General features: G+C 50.8%; 13 protein-coding genes. 3 read left to right on the top strand and 10 right to left on the bottom strand.

Annotated features, from left to right (window positions below; genetic code table 11):
* Positions 1-424: 424 nt before the first annotated feature.
* Positions 425-2,323, top strand: a complete 1,899-nt coding sequence (locus tag H6750_06150; GenBank protein ID MCB9773893.1) for a mechanosensitive ion channel family protein — start codon at positions 425-427, stop codon at positions 2,321-2,323.
* Positions 2,324-2,927: 604 nt separating this feature from the next.
* Here the strand turns inward: H6750_06150 and H6750_06145 are convergent.
* The 7 genes from H6750_06145 to H6750_06115 all read right to left on the bottom strand — a co-directional run bounded on the left by H6750_06145 (position 2,928) and on the right by H6750_06115 (position 9,966).
* Positions 2,928-3,941, bottom strand: a complete 1,014-nt coding sequence (locus tag H6750_06145) for a hypothetical protein (GenBank protein MCB9773892.1) — start codon at positions 3,939-3,941, stop codon at positions 2,928-2,930.
* 320 nt (positions 3,942-4,261) lie between these two features.
* A complete protein-coding gene (locus tag H6750_06140) occupies positions 4,262-4,759 on the bottom strand; it encodes a hypothetical protein (protein ID MCB9773891.1) in 498 nt (165 codons plus the stop codon).
* A 417-nt stretch (positions 4,760-5,176) separates the two neighbouring features.
* Entirely contained in the window at positions 5,177-5,812 is a 636-nt protein-coding gene (locus tag H6750_06135; protein ID MCB9773890.1) for a membrane integrity-associated transporter subunit PqiC, read from the bottom strand.
* 11 nt (positions 5,813-5,823) lie between these two features.
* Positions 5,824-7,500, bottom strand: coding sequence for an MCE family protein (locus H6750_06130; GenBank protein ID MCB9773889.1), 1,677 nt, complete (start codon positions 7,498-7,500; stop codon positions 5,824-5,826).
* On the bottom strand, positions 7,497-8,132 hold the full coding sequence (locus H6750_06125) for a paraquat-inducible protein A (protein MCB9773888.1): 636 nt from the start codon (positions 8,130-8,132) through the stop codon (positions 7,497-7,499). The genes H6750_06130 and H6750_06125 overlap by 4 nt, the downstream gene beginning before the upstream one ends.
* Positions 8,129-8,740, bottom strand: coding sequence for a paraquat-inducible protein A (locus tag H6750_06120; GenBank protein ID MCB9773887.1), 612 nt, complete (start codon positions 8,738-8,740; stop codon positions 8,129-8,131). Before H6750_06120 ends, H6750_06125 begins: the two co-directional genes overlap by 4 nt.
* 848 nt (positions 8,741-9,588) lie before the next feature.
* A complete protein-coding gene (locus tag H6750_06115; protein MCB9773886.1) occupies positions 9,589-9,966 on the bottom strand; it encodes a hypothetical protein in 378 nt (125 codons plus the stop codon).
* Positions 9,967-10,628: 662 nt separating this feature from the next.
* Here H6750_06115 and H6750_06110 point away from each other — a divergent pair.
* Positions 10,629-11,306 carry a two pore domain potassium channel family protein gene (locus tag H6750_06110; protein MCB9773885.1) on the top strand — a complete coding sequence of 226 codons (678 nt, stop codon included), beginning with the start codon at positions 10,629-10,631 and terminating at the stop codon, positions 11,304-11,306.
* Positions 11,307-11,718: 412 nt separating this feature from the next.
* Here the strand turns inward: H6750_06110 and H6750_06105 are convergent, their stop codons facing one another.
* The gene (locus tag H6750_06105; protein MCB9773884.1) at positions 11,719-12,801 is read right to left on the bottom strand and encodes a hypothetical protein; all 1,083 of its coding nucleotides are present in this window, start codon (positions 12,799-12,801) and stop codon (positions 11,719-11,721) included.
* 419 nt (positions 12,802-13,220) lie between these two features.
* Between H6750_06105 and H6750_06100 the strand changes: the two genes are divergently transcribed.
* Positions 13,221-14,909: a ubiquinone biosynthesis protein UbiB gene (locus H6750_06100; GenBank protein ID MCB9773883.1), complete on the top strand. Its 1,689-nt coding sequence runs from the start codon at positions 13,221-13,223 to the stop codon at positions 14,907-14,909.
* A 447-nt stretch (positions 14,910-15,356) separates the two neighbouring features.
* Here H6750_06100 and H6750_06095 read toward each other — a convergent pair whose 3' ends face one another.
* Complete coding sequence (locus H6750_06095) at positions 15,357-19,385, bottom strand: AsmA family protein (GenBank protein ID MCB9773882.1); 4,029 nt, start codon at positions 19,383-19,385, stop codon at positions 15,357-15,359.
* 270 nt (positions 19,386-19,655) lie between these two features.
* Positions 19,656-21,419: a SulP family inorganic anion transporter gene (locus H6750_06090; protein ID MCB9773881.1), complete on the bottom strand. Its 1,764-nt coding sequence runs from the start codon at positions 21,417-21,419 to the stop codon at positions 19,656-19,658.
* Between the last annotated feature and the right edge of the window lie 1,187 nt (positions 21,420-22,606).

The following is a 22,606-nucleotide window of genomic DNA, read 5'->3' as shown; positions in this document are numbered from 1 at the left end:
TCCGTCCAGCAAGGCCGCAGCCGCTTTTGCGCGCGGAGCGTACGCTTAGTACGTGAGCACGGAAAAATTGCGAGAACGCCGCTGGCGGCTTTTTTCAACAGACCCTTAAATTACCCCGTAGCATGCGTCAAGGTATGGCGACCGTAAGGTCCAAAGTGGCCGGCTTTCACGCTCCATTCAACTACGCTTAGATTATTCTGGAGTATGTACGGAGTGGGATTTCCGGCCATGGATCTAGATTATGAACATCCCTTTTGTTACTACCAAACGGATTCACCTTTCGAGTATGATCTAATCCGGTTCCGCTATAAAACGCAAAATGAGAAATTGAAAAGTACGCACGCTGAAACTGAGGGTGCTTCAAACCGGATCGAGGTGTTTTTCTTGCTGTGAATATTCTCTTGGTCAAAGGAGCCATTCTTTTTTGAGAAACTCGCCGCAACAGGCCTATTCGTCCACATCGCGAAAGGGTTCGTGGTATTCGATTCTGATTGAAGAAAGACGGGCATTGACCAAATCCCTTTCCTCCTATTTGTTCCCCATTGGCTTACCTCGTCAGAAGTTGAGTCGAATTCCTCCCCTTTTGCCTTGCCTTATTGTGTTGTGGATCATGTTCGTAAGTCTGGGTCCTCCGTCGGCTCTGGCCCAAGGCATTCCTCTCCTGCAAGAAGAGCCACAGGAAAAATTCGATGATGAAATGGTCCTTCCACCGATTCTGGTTCCCACCGCGCCCGTCATACTTGATGGGGAAACGCTCTTTCAGGTACGCGGCGTGTCTGCCTTACCCGCAGAGGAACGCGCCCGAAGGATTATTGAGCGCATTGATGAGTTTGGCTCCGATCTGAGTCTGTCACCCCAATCCTTGCGCCTGGTTGAGGAAAAAGGGGTCACCATGATTTTCGCGGGCGATCACCCATTAGCAGGGGTAACCGATGCCGACGGTCGGCTAGAAGGCGGAGTGGAGCGTGGCGTCTTGGCTCGGATCTACCTTAAACGGATCGAGGAAGCCGTGGTGGCCCACAGGGAGACACGCAAACCCATCAACATCCTCATTCACATTGCTTTCTCCTTGCTGGCCACAGCTATTCTTGCGTCTGCCTGGTGGGGAACCCGATGGGTTTTCGACAAGCTGGATGCGGTAATCGAGCGACGATACAAAGAACGGGTCAAGGATTTAACCGTTCAAAAAGTCATTATCCTTCAGGCCCATCAGATGTGGGCCGGGCTCCGTGGAAGCCTGAACGGAATCAGGACATTCCTGCTCTTTTTGCTACTGTATGCGTATCTCAATTTTGTGTTCCGTCAGTTCCCTTGGACCGCCTACATGGGCAAGCAGTTGTTCGATATCATCCTCGACCCGATTCGGGTGATTGTGAGGGGATTTCTTGCCTCCTTTCCCAGTTTGGTTTTTCTCGTTATTCTGGTCTTCTTGCTGCGCTACCTCCTGAAGTTTGGGAAATTAATTTTTGCCAATCTGGCCATCGGAAAGGTGACATGGCCGGGGTTCGATCGGGAATGGGCCTGGCCCACCTACCGAATTTTCCGGACACTGGTGATCGCCTTCGGGATTGTGGTGGGATATCCCTACATACCCGGATCCACTTCCGAGGCCTTTAAAGGGATCACGATTTTCCTCGGGGTGCTCTTGTCGCTCGGGTCCTCCTCGATTATCGGTAATATCCTGGCCGGGTATACCCTGGTTTACCGGCGGGCGTTCCAGGAAGGGGACCGGATCAAGGTGAATGAAATTCTTGGCGATGTGATGGAAAGGAGAATTTTGACGACCCGGCTCCGGTCGTTGAAAAATGAAGAAATCATCGTGCCCAACTCGGAAATTCTGAACAGCCACGTGACCAACTATAGCGCCGCCGCCAGAGAGAAGGGTCTCATTCTTCATACCACGGTCGGAATCGGATACGAGACCCCATGGAGGCAAGTCGAGGCGATGTTGGTTGACGCCGCTGACCGGACTCCCGGATTGTTGAAAGATCCACGGCCCTTCGTCCTGCAGCTCGCCTTGGGCGATTTTTGCGTCACCTATGAACTCAACGTCTACTGCGACCGGCCGTTTTATATGATGGACCTATATACCGGTCTCAACCAGAATATTCTCGATGTGTTTAATGAATATGGCGTGCAGATAATGACCCCGGCCTATATGGCGGATACCGCACAACCCAAAATCGTGTCGAAAGATCAATGGTACGCCCCGCCTGCCAAACAACCCAAAAAGTCACAAGAAAAGCAGGAAGTTGAGTCAGCGCCCAACACTCCACCATCGGAACAAGACTTCCAGGAAGAACCGGAACTCCCCTCAAAATAAGCTTGTTGAATAGGGCAGTTCCCTTGTTGATACATATCAAGCGAGGATTCAAACGCTCCTTCCCAGGTATTGTCTATATCCCTGATTGCCTAACCTCCAATAGTGTCAGTGAAGTTGCCCAAGACAGCGCTTGCTTTCGCCGGAGGCATTGGCGTGACCTGTTGCGAACATTCCCAGCCATGAAAGAACGCCTCCTGTCAGTCGTCCGTTTTCATTTCGCTGTGGTCGATACCCGTTGGCTCCCCACAAAAACACCTATTAGATTGGTCGCCTCAGTTTTTTCAGTATCAACATTATCAATGGGGCTTGTCTATTGACTGTGAATCCAGATTCATCATCCTTAACGCACCACAAGCAGGCATGCCGCCGCCACATTGTTAAAAATTGAGCCGTACTCCTCAAGATCCAAGGTAGCATTACTTTCCTAAGACGAAGAAAGGCTGCAATGAGCATAAAAACTTGCCCAGACAGTCACAAGACACGTTGCCTGTTCGAATCTGGGGATCCACGGAGGATTTACCAACCGTTGAATGTTCCACCTCAAGTTGGGGAGTCATGCAGGAATACGTGATCTTGCCGCCGGGCGTTCATTCACACAAACAGTCTATTTGAGCCATTCGGGATGAGATTGAACCTGCGTATATAATGTCTTCAATTGAGCCAGGAGTCCGCCTACCTGTTGATACACATGGGAAGGTAGAATAGGACCATGAAGGCTGACCGGTGGTGGTGGTGGAGTATGAGGAAGATGGGCATGAAGATACGCCAGTTCGGAGATGACCAGGGTTGCTAAATCATAGACATCATTTGACTGAATGTCCGGACGATCCAGGTTCTGAGAGGCCAAGGTTAACATGTTAATATCGGAGGCCCGCGCGATGCTTCCTAATACCATATAGCAATCAATGAGATGGTCATAACTATTCCATGACTTGCGACCTCGTTCAAGCGCAGGGAGAGGAGACGGAGCGGGAGCGGTAGGAAATTGACGTAATAGATGTTTGGTATATTCAATGCCCAGGGCAACCAATTCTGCTGCATCTTTCGGCGAAAACTGATGCATCAGTAAAAGATTGAGTTGGGTATTCGCCAACCCAATAATGAAAAACACTTCAGTGGGGGTGGTTTCAGCGTCGGCTAAGGCTTCACTATTTGTCAGGGGAAGCCCGAGTTGCTGCTTAAGAGACAGGATATGGTGTAGGGAGGTGTCGATCATTTTCCAGACATGAAACGGACGGATATCGACCGGGTCATCTTCTGTTTCAAGACGCGCAGGTTCCTCGGTGAGTTCCGTTATCAATCGGGCTACTTTTTGATTCAGCGTTTTGGCTTGAAAGAACACCTCGTGCGGAGTCGCATCCTTAACCAGGAGGCCTATTTCGCGACTCTTGGGCTTTCCCATTTCAAAACGAATGTCGTCCAGTTCCTTCCGTACCAGTTGCACACGTGCGAAGACATCAGCCGGGGTGATGGATTCAATGGAAAGTTCATGTCCACTCACGGGAGGAGGAGTGGTGATGTCCCTGGTCATGCCATAACTTATCATTGGAAAACCGGTTAGAACCGAAATAATCACTCCAACATAAAGAAAGGGTAATGCCTGAATAGGGAAATGCATGAGTTGTCGCCTTTTGTGAAAGCCTCGACCTCTCCTGCCGAGCCTGCCTGGGAGAGACACTGGGCTGCCGTTGTCCATATTGCTTTTCGTAACGACCATTTTCCTTTGAACACACTTATCCCGACATTTGCAATACTCCCTCCCGGCATCAGTTCTGTTGGGGTAATAAAATAAAACCGACCCGAGCATTTTAGCCCGGGGATAGACGATACGTTCAATACGTGCGGGAGCGACCAAAGTAAGGAGGCTCGGTTTTCAGTACAAATGTGATTTACACTGTCTGCGAAAATCAGGTGCCAACATCCTCTTTTAGAAGGCAATCAGGGAGCACTGCATACGATGCGCCTCAAGGTCCCCTCTCCTAATCGCCGATCAATCCCTCGATAAAGAAAAAATCCCATAAAGGCCAGCCCAATACATAGAACCTTAGCGACAATGAGAGAAAGATCCTTATGTTCCCACACGTCTATGAAAGCCGCACCCAACATGCCACTCTCCCGAAACGCATGAAACATTTTTTCAGCAAACAAAACCAGAAAGGTGCATCCACTATACACCATGGTTCGATACAGAGCAGCCGCACCAAGCGAATGATGAGCATCGAACCTGGTGCCCGCTCGGGTTTTCCCCAACAGGACCACAACCTTTCCAACGATGAGTGCGCCGACCAGTGCAGTTGAAAAGGCATAGAACTCAATCTGATAGCCTTCCAACATCAGTTTCTTGAGGGTCAGAATGACACCGAAACAGAAGAAAAAATATAGTGTCACTAAACCGACTTCTTTCAGTTCATGCTTGATCGTCGAAAGCATCCCCATGAATTGTTCTCCAGGTAAATGTAAATCATGTTCAGCAAATTGAATCGGATTCTCCCATACCGTCCGGATGCCCATCAGGAAACATACCGGATGACCAGTGCCATTGAGTGGTGTGTTCTTGGCAGGCCATGACCACCACGGACATGCTTAGATGGGAGTGTTGAATAATTAAGATTAACAAGGACAAATTTGCCCAGGATTAGATGACACATCAACGGCTCCGGGTCGGTTCAAAAAAGCATGCCCTGAGTCTTCCCGAAGGGTCCGTCCAGCAAGGCCGCAGCCATTTTTACGCGCGGAGCGTATGCTGAGTACCTGAGCACGGAAAAATGGCGAGAACGCCGCTGGCGGCTTTTTTCAACGGACCCTTAGATATGTCTCTGCACACAGTGAAAGACCACCCCTGCCAATAGCAGCTTATGAAATTGAGCCAGGGAGATTTGTGGGGAGAAGCATCTTCATCGACTCGGCAATCTCACGACTGAGATCCTCAAGGTTGTGACTCATGGCCTCGACCAGCCCTTCATAATCCTGGCTTGCCTGATGATGGGTCACATGCGTTTTCCTTGTGGTGAAGACTGTTTGTTCATCTCCGCCTACCAGCCTCCACCGTGCCGACAAGACGGCTTCCCCTCCCCTGGTACCATCAAACTGCAAGACATCCACGACAATTTGGTAATCCACGGGAGTTGTTCGCCTCCACGGATATTGTTCGATTCGATCCGTTGAAAGAATAACTGAGAGATTTTCCGCCAGGACGCGGGACACATTTTCGCTCAACGGTTCGGCCCATTTATGAAATTCTGCCAACTGGACTTCATGCCCACCGGATTGAGTCACAATCTGGGGCCGGTCCAAATATTTGGGAAGGGTGACCGGTCCCAACCCAAAGGACAGGTTTGAGACTTTCGTGTGTGATAGGCCTGAGACGGAGGATGGCGCCAGGGCTCGCAACACATAAAAATGCGAAGGTTGACTCGTCCCGCACCCGAGCACAGTCAGAAAAATTACGAAGACCATGATAAAACGGAAACCATGTATGATGTTGTCCATGTTCACCTCATTCAATGTTTCCCTTTGACTAATGCCTCAGGATGTTGTTCAAGATAATCGGCCAAAACCCGGATAGAGCGGGCGGCAGCAGACAGCTCCTTCAAGGCATTGTTCATGTTCACGGCAGCAGGTGAATTGGGATCAATCTGCCGTAGTCCTTTCTGGACCGTCACCAGAGTGTTGTCCAAATTGGTCATCAGGGTATCAACCTGCCGGTCAAGACCCTCAGTGAACTTTTCCACATTTCCTAATGCCGCATTAAGATTGTGGACGGCTTTTTGCGTCTCGGCGGAATTGACCAGACGGTTGCCTCCTTCGACGGTTTCCAGGATTTCCCTGGCAATTTTATCAAGAGGTAACCGTCGAATTTCTGCCATCACATCGGTGACCGTTCGTCGCAATTCATCCATCGCTGCGGGTATGGCCGGAATCTCCGGATATTTTCCGGTCATGATCAGCTCTTTCTCGGGAAGATTCTGGTGTAAGTCGAGCCCGACAAACAATTGTCCGGTCAGTAGGCTCCCGGTCTCCAATTGAGCTCTCAAGCCACGTTTCACCATATGTTTCATAACGGCGTACTTATCCTCCGAAATCTTGGATTGCATGATTGGAGATTGCATGACCTGTGTAGTAGTGATGCGTTCCGGCTGGATCTCGATAAGTACGGGAATTTTAATCTCAAGCGTGTTGGGGTCAAGATTGACTGCGATATCAGAGACGATCCCGATTTTAATGCCGCGGAATTCCACAGGAGCCCCAACACTCAGGCCCCTCACTGATCCATCGAAATTGATCACAAAGGGACGGGTCAGGACATATTTCTCATCTTGAATACTGGAAAAATTTCTGAAAAGTTTGAAGACCGTGCCCGGTTGACTCGGTTCATCCGATCCTCCTGCAATTTCCGGGGTATCGAACGCGATACCTCCTGTAAGGAGTGAAGAAAGGGACTCCATTTTCACATTCAGGCCCTCTGCCCCAACCGAGATTTCGAACCCACTTAACTGCCAGAATCGGCTGATATCTTGTACACGCAGATGATAAGGGTCTTGAATAAAAATATCGATGACCACACCCTCGCTTTCCTTGTCCAAGACATAGTCGAGCACACGTCCAACCTGAATATCGTGATAAAAAACCGGGGCACCGGGGGAACTCGATCCCAGATTTTCTGCATGCAATTGGAATTGGGCCCCTTCATCTTCTCGTGTCACTCCAGGTGGTTTCTCCAATCCTGTGAAAGTTCGAGCCGAAGCACCTGGCCTGGGATCCATAGCGATAAAGGCTCCTGACACTAATGTCTCAAGCCCCGAAATGCCGCCCAAACCCAGCCGGGGACGCACCACCCAGAATTGGGCATTTTCCGTGAGGTGAGGCTCAGCCTGTTTGCCGAGTTCTGCAGTCACAACCACGTGAGAGAGGTCAGGGCTGATATGCACGCTTTTAACGGTTCCAACCTCAATGGACTTGTATTTCACTTTGGTTTTCCCGGCTTCCAACCCGGCCCCATCCTTAAAGGTGATGGTGACCGTGGGACCCTTTTCGGAGATCGTTTTGTAAGTCAGCCACCCTCCGATAAGAGCCGCGACGATGGGGATAATCCACACGATGGAAATTCCGCGTTTTTTTTGTACCGTGACTTGCGGTAATTCCTCGAAATCGTCAGGATTGGATTCCTTGTCCTTCATAATTTCTCCTCTATGTTGTCCCAGATCAATCGGGGATCGAAGCTCATGGCGGCAAACATGGTCAGGATAACAACGGCAGCGAATGAGATCGCACCAGGACCTGGCTCAATTGTCGCCACGGCATCAAGCTTTACCAGGGCAATTAATATGGAAATCATAAAAATATCAATCATGGACCATCGGCCGACCACCTCGGTCAGCCGGTATAACTTGGTCCGTTGCCTTGGCCGCCATTGGGATTTGTATTGGACAGAAAGCAAGAGATAGGTCAGCGCCAGAAGCTTTAAAACCGGCACGGTGATGCTGGCGAAAAACACCAGCAAGGCAATCGGCAGCATTCCGGCATGAATGAGTTCCTTCACCCCGCTCAGAATCGTATCCGCCTCGCCTTTCCCAAACGAAATCACCGTCATCACAGGAAGCAGATTGGCGGGGATATACAGAATGTAGGCGGCAATCAACAGGGCCCACGTGCGCGAGATACTATTGGGTTTTCTCAGATGAAGATGGGCCTCACATCGAGGACAGGTGGCCTCCCCCTCAGTCAACATCGGGGGTATTCGACTGAGTTGATGGCAGGCATGACAACTCATAAGCCCCGATCGGGCTGCGGTGAGGGAAAAGGCCCTCATGAAAGCTCCTCCATTTTTTCCCAGACCGCATGGGTGTCCAGTGCGGAGTCGGCGGCAGCCAAGGTCAGAATTAAGGCAACGAATGAATAAATCGCCACACCGGGAACCAGATTAGCCAAATCCGATAACTTCACCACGGCAACGATGACTCCAAGCAAATACACGTCCATCATGGCCCAGGTCCGGCAGTGCTCAACCATCCGAAAGACCAAAGCGGCGTGCCACGGTCGCTTGTTGAATTCCAGCGGCCCAAGAACGTACAACATGCCAAGAATTTTCAGGGCTGGGAAAAGGATACTTGCACACAATACCAGGAACCCCAATGTCCACATTTCCCGTTCAAAGAACTCCCTCACCCCTGTGGATAGAAGGCTCTCCTGAACACGGCCATTGAGCTCGAAGGTCATAAAGGGGAACACGTTTGCCAGGATAAAGAAAATGAGACTGGCCAAAGCCAATATGGTGGTATGTTCAAAACTATCCCGTTTTCTGGCATACAACGATGCTCCACATCTCGAACACTTGGCCCGCTCACCATAATGTAGCGGGTGAATACGATGCAGGAGATCACATTCATGGCAGGCGATTAGGGTATGGAAGGCGGCCATGTCATCCTCGTCCGATCCGGCTGGAAACACCTCATCTCCACGGAAGGTCCTCGATGGAATGTTCCACCGTGTCGCTGATGTTTTTACCACATCCGAGGAAATTTTTCACCAACAACGAGCCCACAAACATGGGACACCAGGCATGGTTTGGACACGTTAAGGATGAAACAACCGACTGATGTGAGGGCTTCGAGATCCAGGATGGTACGATCGTTCATGAGCGATGCAGGTTGCTCAACAAGGCCTGTCCGGGCCGCAAGCCCTTAGACGCGCGGAGCGTATAGGGAAGTACATGTGCAAGGCATAAGGTCGACCTGGATGCGCACTTTCGTTTCGAAGCGCTTTTCAGGGCGTAGAGGTGAAGCCGCTTCGGCGAACCCCGTTGCCAGATTTTTTCAACACCCTGCTAGTAAAAAACAGACAGTCTCCACATCATGCAGGGTGAACCATGCCTACAACCATAGCTCCCCGACAATCCGTTTGAAATTTTTCCGGGCCCTGTTGGGAGTGTTGAATAATAAAGATTTTCAAGGGAAAATTTGCCCAGGATTAGGTTACTCATCAAAGGCTCCGGGTCGGTTCAAAAAAGCATGCCCTGAGTCTTCCCGAAGGGTCCGTCCAGCAAGGCCGCAGCCGTTTGTACGCGCGGAGCGTACGCGTAGTACGTGAGCACGGAAAAATGGCGAGAACGCCGCTGGCGGCTTTTTTCAACAGACCCCTGTTATATGTTCAAGGCAGAGTCGGCGTTCGGAAGCAAGGCTAGGAGCACAGCACAAAAAATTCCGCACAAGCCCGTTAATCTATCAAAACAGGCATAAATGAGTTTTTCCTGATTTTCCAATCCTGCCTTAAAGCGGGCCTCTGGTGACACTTTGGACCACAAAGGTTTTATCATCAAAGGTGATGGTCAGCGACTCCCCCTTGTCCTGTGAGGTGCTTTGAAGATCCATGTACGAATAAGTCCAGATATGAATATGTCCTTCTTGCGTCTTGGTTTTGAGGCGGGCGACGGGCTCTCCAAGGAGGGTCAACACATCATCCTGAGTGGAGGTATGCGGAATGATTTCTTTTTCGATTCCTACGGGTATCGGCCTCTCACCCGTTTCATAGAGGTAGGCAGGGTTTTGCGCACATGCCGCGAGGAGAATCGTAAGAAACAAAGACCAGGTCCGTTGTAGACCATACCCCGGCCTGTTTTTAAAATCAGTTTTTCCTCGTATTGTCATGAAATGCCTCCCACAAATAAAAAATTACATCAATCCTCTCCGGCCAAGGCAATGCGGTTCTCTCAATGGATTCGGCCTGGGGATCAACCTTTTTCAAACAATCCAAATCCGACCTACCCACACAACCGTTTTCACACGGGAATAGAGCACCATGGAGAGATGCTCATCCAACGCCCGACCGCACTGGAGACGCACTTCTATATTCTCACCTGCATCTTCACGGGCTGTATTATGAAGAATCCCATTGAGTTTTGCATTCTCGATCGGGGGATTCTATCCTATTGCCATGATAGACTCTGAGACATGCCAGGGGCAGGACAGAGGCGTGAAACGCAACAGCCTCGTTCTTTTACCCGACCCAGCAATTGGGGAGAGAACGTTTTTTTCACCGATGCCAATTCCATCAATCTCTGTGTATCGGAAGAAGGACCCTTGAGATGGGCACCCCGTCAAAATCTTTGGCTGTTGCCTTTGAATCAATCACGTCAATCTTGTGGCGATTGCGGTCACAGTGTAAAGACTCCTCCTCGGGACAAATTGCTTCCTCAAAAATCAGAACTGAAGGCGACCTATTCCTACCATAGCGATTATTGAAATGCCAGAAAAAGTAGGTATGTCAAAAATATGAACCCTCCCGATTTCACCATTTGGAGAAGACACCAATGCCTATCAGAAGAATGAACTTTGGGTATCTGTTAGGAGGTCTGCTGACTCTCCTGCTCTCGGTTGCCATTTCACAGGAAGAAGGTGTCACAAGTGTGGCCAGACGTTTGTTCCTGGAGCCCGCACTTTGCCTCATGCTCCTGATGGGGATTTGGAGCCATGTCAGTGAAAAAAAATGGTTGATGGTCGGAGGAGGGATTCTTACGGCAAGTGGGATCGCGACTGCCATCATTGACTACTTTTATGACGTTCCTGAGCTTCAGTTTGTCAACATGTCCATACTATTTGTGTTCTCTCTGGTCAGCACGTGGATTGCTTCCCGACATTTGCTCCTTTCAGGCCCAATCACCATCAATAAAATCATTGGAGCCATCTGCATTTATCTCCTGATCGGACTCAACTGGTCGGTATTTTATCTTTTCATTAACCTAGTCAACCCTGACTCGTTCCATGGCCTGACATCCAACGCCATAGGAATTCAGTTCTCAGAATTGCTGTATTACAGCTATGTCACCATTACCACATTAGGATACGGTGATATAACGCCGGCAAAGCCGATCGCCCGCACACTCGCCTATCTCGAAGCCATTGTGGGGCAATTTTATGTCGCCGTATTAGTGGCATGGCTTGTCGGCATGTATCTTTCCGTCAACGGCGACCAACAACAAAAACCCTAGATCCAATCAGACGAAATCATTGGCTCACTCCAACCGCATGCTCCACAAGGACGTCGTTGAGTTTTAGACCTCAGAAAAACAAGAATTTCCCCGGCGATCGTGGAAAAATTCTTCGCTACGGAACTGGTTTTGACAAGGAGGCATTCACCTCCTTATCAATCTCCGCAGTTCTACCGGCCATGGCTGGTTGCAAGCAACAGCGACAATAATCATTGCCATCCAGGCCATTCCCACCCACATTTCTTTCGCTTGATAATCTCCAATAGAACATTTAAGAAAACAGGTCAACCCAGTTTAAACGAATCCCGTCATATTCAGGTGGCCGTTTAACGATTTGTTTTCACAATAAAATGGGGGGCAAAAGGTGAATCATCTCATCCTCTCTTCCCTTTTCAATAACCGTGCGGTACGTTTATTCCGTTTTTTTCCGAAGGCCTTCAAATATTTCTTCGAAATAGGGCCCCATTAACCCACGAGCGACCGGGTGCTTCGCCGAGGATCCGAAGCCTGCCACGCCATCGGTGGAAATACGATAGAGAGAAACCAATAGCGAGCCCTCTTTCGTAGGTAGTGCTCCTCCGAGTGACTGCAAACCGTTATATTCGTGGCTGGCATAATAGTGTCGGTCAACGACCACGTACGCCTCGCCCTCATTGAATAACATGCGATGGCTTAGGATCAATGTCGGTCGGCTAAACACGTCAACATTTGCCCAGTTAAACCGGACCTCGAGTGGTTTGGCCTGAATGTCTGGATATTTGAGTAAGGTTTGGTGAAAAGAGGGAAAGTATTTCGCGACAAGCTTGGCCTCATTGGTGGCTAGAAGAAGATCCTGACTTAACTGAAACATTGTCTTTCCCCCCCGCGCATAGGGAGGGATCCCTGTCAGACCCTTGTCTCGATAGGCTTGATAGCGCGCCAGCAAAAGTTCCCGTACCAGTGCCTCGACATCTGCTTGGGCTCCCCCCTTGGCCTTGAGGGCCTGAAAAGCGGAAATTTCCTTCATGTCCAGATTCAACGTATCGCCCGGCTCAGCTTCAAGATAGCGTTTGGCTTCCTCTTCTCCATTGGGCTCCAATTTCAATCCCGCAAAGTCCCCCACCGTCCCCTTGTCGGAAATCTCCCCAAACGCAGTAACTGCGCCGACAAGCTTGAAGACGACAGCCTCCCGCCAGAGCGAAACCAAATTTTCAGGTGCCTTGCTCACCAGCAAAACCGCTCCAAGCGCCAGCTCCCGATCAGAGCCTTCCTCCGTCGTAAATCGCACAATCTCTCCCTTCAAGACATCCTTCCGTTCGCCGTCGGAAAGGGGCAGAGCCTTGAGCAATTCCTCGGCCGTAGGAACCGCCATCGCCGGAAGAGTGAAGCCTATCAGGATCAGACAGATACTCCCCATCAATCCAACCATACCCGCGACTCCCGGTTTCAAAGCACCTTTTTTACCCCAATGAAATAATGAAGGATGACGCAAGCCAGATGATACACACATAGTCATTTCCCCTCTCCTGGAAAAAATAGACCATTTATCACATTACTATACTGTTTTATTGGATCACTGACAGTTCTAGGAAAGATAAACCGTGGCCAACATTGAAGGGCCAAGCAACGACCAAATGAGTGACATGCATCGGACCGGACGCCGATGAGGTCCCTGGATAGATTGGATCCACTCCTACGAGGAATAGTCTCGTCGGTAATTTGGATTTCCTTTTCCATTCCCAGGATATTATATTACAACAAAATTCCTTGCCGGAGTCCAGATTCAATAACGAGTCAGGGCCCCAAGAAGGATGCAAACATTCAGCGTGATGTGCCTTGAGGACTTTGCAGAAATTTCGTAAAGGTCCAGGCAAACTTTTTTTGAATTGCTCGATAGCATCTCTAAAAATGGAGTTATCTAAGGAGACATAGAAGATGGGATTCCAATCCAAAATTGCCGACCTGAGTCGGTTGCACGAAATCGTCAGGGCGTTCAGTGTCGCCGGTTTCGGGGATATTTTTAAAAAGATGGGGCTTGAAGCTGCAGCTGAACGCACAGGCAAGATTATGGGGTGGAAGTATGCAGAAGACATTGCCCACCTCGAACGCCCCCAGCGAATACGGAAACTCTTTGAAGTACTCGGACCAACCTTTGTCAAGCTCGGGCAAATTTTTGCCACACGCCCGGACCTCTTCGAACCGGAGTGGATCAGTGAATTCGAAAAACTCCAATCACAGGCACCTCAACTGGCCTTCGAAGAACTTCGTCCTCAGATCGAAGAAGATTTGGGAGCGCCTCTTGAAGAAATTTTCCAAAACGTCGATACCAAACCGCTGGCTGCCGCTTCAATGGCTCAGGTTCACCGGGCCACCTTAAAAGACGGGACCAAAGTCATACTTAAAATCCAACGCCCCGGGATTCGGGCACAAATTGAATCCGATATGCGGCTATTAACCTATTTGGCGTCATTAGCTGAAAGAAACGTTCCTGAGTTAGCCACCTATCATCCCCAAAAAGTGGTGCAGCAATTCGTGAAATCGTTACAGAATGAACTCAATTTCATGACGGAAGGGCAAAATGCCGAGCAGGTTGCGGCCAACTTCGAAGGTCATGAACAGATCGTGATCCCCAAAATTTACTGGGAATGGACAAAGGAACGCATTAATGTCCAGGAATTTGTAGAAGGGATTCCCGGTGTAAATATCCAAGCCATTGATGAAGCAGGCATGGATCGGAAGCGCATTGCCATGACTGGAGCCAATGCGGTGCTCAAAATGATTATGGTTGACGGTCTATTCCACGCAGATCCCCACCCCGGAAATTTTTTCATTTTACCGGGTGAACGGATTGCCTTCATCGACTTTGGCATGATTGGACGCGTCTCTGAGATCAGACGGCAACAAATCATGAAACTGCTCCAGTCCTTGTTACAAAATGATGCCGAGGGCCTCTGTACCATCCTGTTGCAATGGTCTGACCGGGAAGGAGAAGACCCAGGGGAACTGTTGGTGGCCGTTGATGAATTTCTGGGCAAGTATTCCGGAAGATCGATGGAGCACATGGATCTTTCAGTGATGGTGGGAGACCTGTTGGCCTTGGTCCGGAACAACAATCTCACAATGCCACCGGATCAGGCCATGCTGCTCAAGGTATTTGTGTCACTGGAAGGAGCTTTTAAGAAGCTCGACCCGGCATTTGACATGATGGTAGCGATACAGCCAACCCTCCAGGAGACCATCATCAACCAGTTTTCACCGCAAGCCCTGGGAAAACAGGGCCTGAAAGTTCTCCTCCAATATTTAGAGTTATTCGCTGATCTACCCAAGGAGATCCGCCGCGGCATCTATACCGTGAAAACCGGCAATCTGAAATTTTGTATAGAACTGACTCAACTTGAGGAACTCAAACACGTGCTCATACGAGCCGTCAGCCGACTGGCCGTGGCTGCGATAACCTCAGCTCTGGTCATCGGAACCTCGATTGTCATGGCTCTTTCCAAGGGCCCGATCATCGGGGGGGTCAATATCTACCAAATTTTTGGGGTTGGAGCCATCATCGGGGGGGTCCTTATCCTCCTTGCCATGATGCGGGACAAAACCTGGAAAAAAAGTCTAAAGGAGTAAAATTCCCCGCCCAAAGGGCGGGGCTTCCGCGTTCGTTTTAGGGAGTGTTGAATAATAAAGATGTTCAAGGACAAATTTGCCCTGAATGAGATGACTCATTTAAGGCTCCGGGTCGGTTCAAAAAAGCATGCCCTGAGTCTTCCCGAAGGGTCCCTACCAGTCCTGTCCTGAGGCTTCTCGAAGGAAAGGCCGCAGCCGTTTTTACGCGCGGAGCGTACGCGTAGTACGTGAGCACGGGAAAATGGCGACCTGCCTGCGCGAAGCCGCTACGGCGGAGGCAGGGAACGCCACTGGCGGCTTTTTTCAACCGACCCTTTTAGTGAAGAGCAAAGAAACAAGAATGCAAACCGATTCGTTCAAAGCCAGTTAGTAGGCTCCTTCGGCCTATAGAGAGTACCATCCCAAAGGGACAATAAATGGAGGGGCCTGTTCACCAACACACTCCCTTCACTCCTTCGCATTCGAAGGCGATCCGGAAGACCCGCCAAGATTGCTAAAGACCCTTTTTATCTTACCCCATAATCCGCCTTTGATCTCATCAAGAGCCTGAGCGGTTTGCTGCCGACCCTTCAGGGCCTCAACACAGGGATTCTGATTCATCGTACCCACAGTGGTCCCTGCTATCTGGGGAATCGCAATAACCCATCCCATTGGAGTGACCAGGCCCAGTAATCCCCATCCTCCGCTTTCCGCAATCCGGAGTTTGTCGCTGGTCACATCCGGATTGGAAAGCGGACCAGTGATGCGGACCGTGTGAGCCAGACTGAATAAACTGGGGTCTTTGGGCCGGGGAGTCAGGAGCACATCCAACGTTTCGTCGGCCAGATTCAATTTTCCGATGCCCGCGACAGTCAATCGATGGGAGTCGATGAGGATATCTTCACTTTTCACCACGCCTTCTTCGATATCGAAATACCCGACCGTACAATTCAATTTGGTGACCGATTCACTTTTCCAGGCAGTGGTTAACGCCGTCGTGATCAAATCGGCCGCCCACAAATCGATATATTTTGTGGCCAATTCAAGAGGACCATCAACCAGTTCAAATCGTCCACTGGCTTGTTCCAACACTTCATGTAACGTATCTCCTCGACCCTTCAAAGCCAGTAAGATGGATTGGGATTTCCCCTTCACCAGATCGGTGCCACCAAAATATCTGGCGACTCGCCCATAATTCAGGCCATGGATGTGCAATTCCACATCTAGGGTCGGAACATATTTTGTGCCGTCGAGGACAAGTTTCCCCTCAAAATCTCCTCCCCAAAGATTTCCCATCACCGGTTGCAGGGCAAGCAATCCGTCTTCAAGGGCAATCTGAAATGAGACATGGCCCAGATCTTCATCTCCCTTTCGAAGATGTTTAACCCCGACATCAAGCATAAGATCAATGCCCCTGAGGTCCTCAGCCGGAAAAACCCAATCCGGAATCGACTTGCGTGATAGAGCCTCAGATTTTTTTCGCATGCCAATGGTATCGCGTACGACATCAACAGCCGATGATCCAATGCCCTTCACCGAGTCACCAATGGATTGCAGCGTTGATCGCTTTTGTTGTGCCAAGGAATCATCTACAGGCGGTTTGACAGCACCCAGGACAAGATTCTCTGCGGTCAGTTTCCCACTCACCCGTGGGCGAAGACCTTTAGTTAAGACCGTTACATCGCCACTCATATCGCTTCCGGCTAGAACACCTTCTAAACCGGTGATGTGGTATCCCACAGGAGATCTCGTCACAAGGCCGGCGATTTCCAGCGGACCGGCATCAGGCCAATCAGATGTTGCCAGGAAGTCCAGATCTTTCAAATTGTCTCCTGTTACATGTACCTGCAACGAAAAATTCTCGCCTGGATGAGGAAGATCCACATAGCCGCTCACCTCAGCCATGGCACGTGGCACGTCTGCCCGAACATTTACCGGCCAAAACCCCTTGTTATCCAAAAGGTCACTCATTTGGCCTCCCGAAAAACGAAGGCGAAAAGGGGTATTTTCAAGTTGTCCCTCGGCATACACGCGCAAAGGACCGCCTGTGACGCTTTCGACCAAGAGGTTGGAACGCAGGTCCAGGGGCTCTCGACGGTTTGTTCCTCCATGAAGACGTACCTGAATATTATGTCCTGTGAGGGTAACCGTAGATTGAGCCAGGAGGGTGTCAACGGTTGCGCCATCACTTGAAAAGTTAGCATGCAGATTTATGACATGATCTTTTGGATTTACAAAATCTACATCGGAAAAGACATACTCATATCTGATATCTTTCAAGGTCATTTGGCCGGAAACCGATGGAATCGGTTTGGTGGTATCCAGATCAAGCCTACCCTGAAAACTTCCGTAAGATGATTTCTCATTATAAAGAGTGCCTTGCAGATCTTTGACGGTGAGGAGGCCAGCATGAAGCTTGGCATCCACAATCAGATCTGCCAACTTCAATTCTCCGATATTGGCTTGATGAATTATCATCTTCAAATTCCCATTGACGGCATTAAAGGCTTCCGTGGGAATAGGGGAATCACCTGGAGTGGAGAGCTCCCTGAAATTGACATGTTCGGCGTGTAAAATCCCCGTGAATTGAGGAGTATTGTTTTCTGTAGCAACCTCCAGGGTTCCCGCCAGATCGCTGGTCCCGAATCGGCTTTGAAAATCATTCACGCGGTAACGAGGTCCTTCTTTAGTCACCCGGGCCTTGAATTGGTACGGACCAACTGCCGGTAGATCGGCATGAAGTTCACTAAGATTCTTGCCTTTGAGCAATACCCCTAACGTACCGCTCATTTCCGAACGATCAGGATTCAAGGTCCCCGTTGCAGCCAAAACCGCTTCACCCCTCTGAGCGGTGAGGGAAACGGGCCAGGGTTTCTTCGATTCGATCATTTCAATGAGAGAGGCGGTCATGAGTCGGACTCCATAGGTCTTGTCCTGAAACGTGCCTTTGCCCCGAATTTCTATGGGCCCGCCTTTTGAAATCCGTAAAGATAGCTGGGGAGAAGCCACGGGCAGCCGATTTTCTGGATGTGAATCGGAACGAGCGAATATGGTGAGATCCGTCCGAATATCGACGTTCAACCTCCGAAGCAATTCCTGAAGAGTAGTCCCGTCCCCAAAGGCCAACACGTCCATATTGGACTGGCCAGCAATGTCTTTTGTCACCCCGAACGCCTCCAGCGCCTGTCCAAAATTAAAAGATCTGACCTGAGCTTTCAACCTGGTCCGTGGTGCGGAATTCTTCAGATCAACATCTAAATTGGCTTGCAACGTTCCTCCAAAACTTTTCATCTGAATGGGATCGAGAAGGACCTGACCCTCCCGAATACCGGCAGTAAGAGACAACGAGCCAAGCTCCGTCTCACCGAGTAACAGTTTTTCGATGGTCACATCCAGATCAACATCCAAAGACATCGACGCAGAAGCATTGGACTCAGGTTGTTCCAGGGAAGGTTCCTTTTGAGATCCCTTGACATCTGATAGAGAGGTCAAATCATGAATCTGTAAGGAATGAGAGGTCAATCGACCGGTTATTTTCTGACCCCTTCCTCCATGCTCTATGCTCAATTGTCCGGCAAGATCCGAGGCCCCCAGCGTTCCCCCAACATCATGCAAGTTGATGGCATCGGGAGTCTTCACGACATTGGCGGCGATCATGAACGGGGCGGAATCGGGAAGGCCAACCTTCAGAAAAGCATTCAACGCACTTAAACGATCCCCCTCAACTCGGACCTGGAGCTCAAACATCTGATCGGAGTCCGCCCCTCCGACGCTTCCTTTAACCGATGCGGATGCGCCCGTCGTAAGCAGCACACCATCGACCGGCCAGGCTTCAGTCAGGGTGAATAAATCCATGATTCGCCCGCCAATCAGCTCAATGTTGACAGGGCTATCCCGATAGGTACCTTCAATTGAAAATTTTCTGTGCTGGTCGTCCGGGGCATTGGCCACTCCCCGATGAATGGATACGTCTGTCGTTTCCCCGTCAGGATATGACCGGTACCTGACGCGAGAGCGTTCGATGATGATCTCCCCTCTTTCAGAAATGGTCATGAAGACCGACGGTAAGGCCAGGGATACTATTCCAGGCTGGCTGTCCTTTCGGAAGGTCCAGTTATCAAGACCTTCCGCACCCTCTTCTAAAAAAAGTTCTGCGCCTTCAAAAGCAATCTTTTCAGCCTCCAAGCGACGTTGGAGAAGCGGTCCCAAGGACAGTCCGATCTCCAGCCGGTCGGCCCGGAAAAAATGCGGGTGAGAAGTCCAGGGAGGATTAGACACAGAAACATCTTCCAGAATTAACCTTGGATGCAAGGAAAAGGTCAGAGAGAGAGGTCCTTCCAGGGAAACCGCTCTTCCCATGGCCGCCGAAAACCCCCGTTCAAGTGTTTCGCGATAGAGTTCGGTTTTAATAAACGGAAACAACGCATAGGCCAGAACGCCACAGGATCCGAAAATGAAAACAAGACTGATCCAAAATTTTCGTGAGGGTCGAAACATATATCTTGCATTCTATAACATGAGAACCCCTGCAATCATTTTTATCCGGATAAACTAGATTTGGGGCCTGGGTCAAGATGAAAGCCAATCAAAGAGACGACGCCCTACCCTCCTCAAGAAAAGACAAGCCCGAATGGAGCTGAAATCTGCCGGAGGGAATGAGGTCCCGCGTAAAAATTTCACGTCGACCTTGCAAACTATGGAAAGCAGGGGTACCTATTAGAAGGCTCTGCAAAGTTGACGGTGGATCCGCGGGGATAAGGATGGATGCTATGTTGCCGGCGGAATCTGAACTGCTGGGCTCCCCGCTCGTGGATACCCCTGTAAATCATCAATGGCATCAGCAACCGAGAATCCGTGACCGAAGTAGCCGACGCGTTCCTCCAATCCTTCGGCGCGCAGGATATCGCGCACCGCCGCGTGCGGCGAGGCGAGCCGAAGGCGAACCCCCATCGCTTCGAGTGTCGCGTGGAGTGTTGCGAGCATTCGCGCACCGGCCAGGTCGACAAGGGGTGAAGTGGACAGATCGCATACCACCAGCTTCAGCGTTCCAGTGGTCGAACGGATTTTCTCCCAGACGGCGTCACGCACGTGCTCGGCGTTGAAGTACAACAGCGACGCCTCCACCCGAAATACAAGGACACCCGGAACGGCCTCGTTCGCCGGGTTGCGGCTGATGTCGGAGTAACTCCGGGTGCCGGGGATGCGGCCGAGAAAGGCCACATGCGGGTGCGCGGCACGTCGGATGAGCAATAACATCGAGATGACGACCGCCACCATCACGCCTTTCAGAATACCCAGCACCAACACGCCGCCGAAAGCGACCATCGTGACGCCGAATTCGAACCGGCTGACTCGCCATACATGACGTAGTTCGCCGATGTCGATCAACCCCTTGATGGCAAACAGCACGATGGCCGCGAGCACGACGGTGGGCAGGTTGCTCAGCAACCCAGTCAGGTAGATCAGGCAGAGGCCGATGGTGGCGGATGCGAACACCAGCGCGAGCGGCGTTTTGGCCCCGGCCTTGTCGTTCACGGATGACTGTGACAGCCCCCCCGCCACCGGATAGGCCTGACAGAACGCGGCGGCTAGATTTGCAGCACCCAGGCCGAGCAATTCCTGGCGGGCATCAATTTCGTATCCATTCGCCTGCGCCAGGGCACGTGCCGCGGACACGCTTTCCACATATGCCAGCAAAAGGCACGCGAAGGCCAGGGGAATCACGCCGTCCACATCGCGCAGCCGCAAGCCCGGCGGATGCAAGTCGGGCAAGCCATGCGGTAGCGCTCCAACAATGTTGAAGCCGAGGTCACCAAGTGGAGTAACCGATAGTGCGATGATGGAAATCACCACCACGCACAACGCGACAGGGAGACCCGGCAGCAGCTTTTCACCCAGCAGTAGCGCAGCAAACGCGGCGAGACCGAATGCCAACACGGCGAGGTTGGTATCGGAGAGTTGGCCGCCCAAAGTGATAAGACGCTCAAAGAAATGCTCCCCGCCACCCTCGACTCCGAACAACTTGGGCAACTGGGTCAAGGCGATCGTGAGCGCCGCGCCGGCCTTGAACCCGAGAAGAATGGTTTCGCTGATGAAATTGACCAGGGAACTCAATCGTAGCAGCCACGCCAGAAGGCACATGACGGCCATGACCAACGCTGTCAGTGCCGCGATGTCCGCCCAGCGTCCGGGGTCGCCCTGTGCCATGCCGGCAACCGTGACTCCGACGAGCATTGAGATCGCCGAGGTGGGCCCGATCGCAAGCTGGCGTGACGAGCCGAATAGTGCGTAGATCAGGCCACCGACCAGATAGCAGTAAATGCCGTATTGTGGCGGCAAACCAGCGAGCGACGCATAGGCCAGTGACACCGGAATGCCATAGGCTGCGAGGGTGACCCCGGCAATGGCGTCCTGTGTCACCCATTGCGGCTGGTATGTCGACAGCCACTGCGCCGGAGGAAAGGCCGCACGCCACCCTTTGATTGGCTCTCTACCTGCGAGCTTGCTGGCGGATCGGATTTCTTCATTCATGAGGTGATGTTCCTTGACAAATCTCCATCAAAATCCCGTCTGCCTGCCCGCCTATCCAAGCCGAAGAAGTTGTTGATGGCACTGAGTAGTATTATACATTGACCTGGTTTTTGATAAAGCATTCATCCCTCGCCAGCCGGATCAAGGCCAGATTGACATTCGCCGACTGCCCCGGAAAAGCGACCGCGGGCGTGCCGTTGAGGTTCAGGGCTGGATTGCGATATCAGACCATACTTCGACCCGCTGACAAAATTCACAACTCATGGGCCGGCATCCGGTCGCTCAGATGAGACAAACGGGTGGCAATGGTTTTGGAACCTTTTGCTTCACGCAAAGATTGCGCTCTTCGAGACCCATTTCGTAATAGTTGTACCCTTCGGGACGTGCCAAGCAACAAGCGGGGTTGCCGGGATGAAAATCAGCAACACAAAAAGTCACGATGATGGGAGTATTGAATCCACACGTGCGATGCCTACACCCGCCGGCGCGCTTTAACTGGCAAATCTCAGGATGGATTTCTGATACACATCCTAATGGTGAAAGGCCAGAACCATCGTCCCCCCAAGCTACACCAAGACATACTGTCCCTATGGAAGACAGAATGTCTTCGGTAAGAGAGACCCTTTGATGAATCGTTGTTTACTCTGGTGGATGAGAGGCCACGATTGCTGAGATGAAGCATAGCGAGAGGCGTTTGAGTCACCGACTGTGGCGTGGTCTTCGTGCGCAAGCGGGCAGTAGAACCACTTGGTTGTGCGTGTAGCCTTTTTCTCCATCTGGCTGTCCGGCACTTGGCGCGTTCCGACACACATTGGTGTACACACTATCTTTTCGTTGGCGACTTCAGGTTGTAATGTATTGAACCCACAAGCTAATTTTTTAGGCGGTCCATATGTTTTTCACCAAACCATGCGCATGTTTTCACGCGGATTCAACCTTTTCTTGGCCCAACTAATGAAGAGAAAATGTAGAGAGCAATTCCCTTCAGGCGAAGTGTCGCCACAAAGCGAAAGTCTCGATTTGACATCTTTTTTAGTGAGCGGAGGGGGAGGTTGCCCCTTACACAATCTGGTAGCCGTTTCCTTAATGAAGGGAGGTAACATAAGAGAGCATCGAGGCAAGAATCTTGCTTGATTAATCTAAAAATCTATACAGTTCTGTTTTTTTATATATGAGAAAGGAGTTCT

The organism is Nitrospiraceae bacterium, from assembly GCA_020632595.1.
Lineage (GTDB): Bacteria > Nitrospirota > Nitrospiria > Nitrospirales > UBA8639 > Nitrospira_E.
The sequence above is the reverse complement of the archived record's forward strand: the minus strand, read 5'-3'. Positions and strand labels throughout refer to the sequence as shown.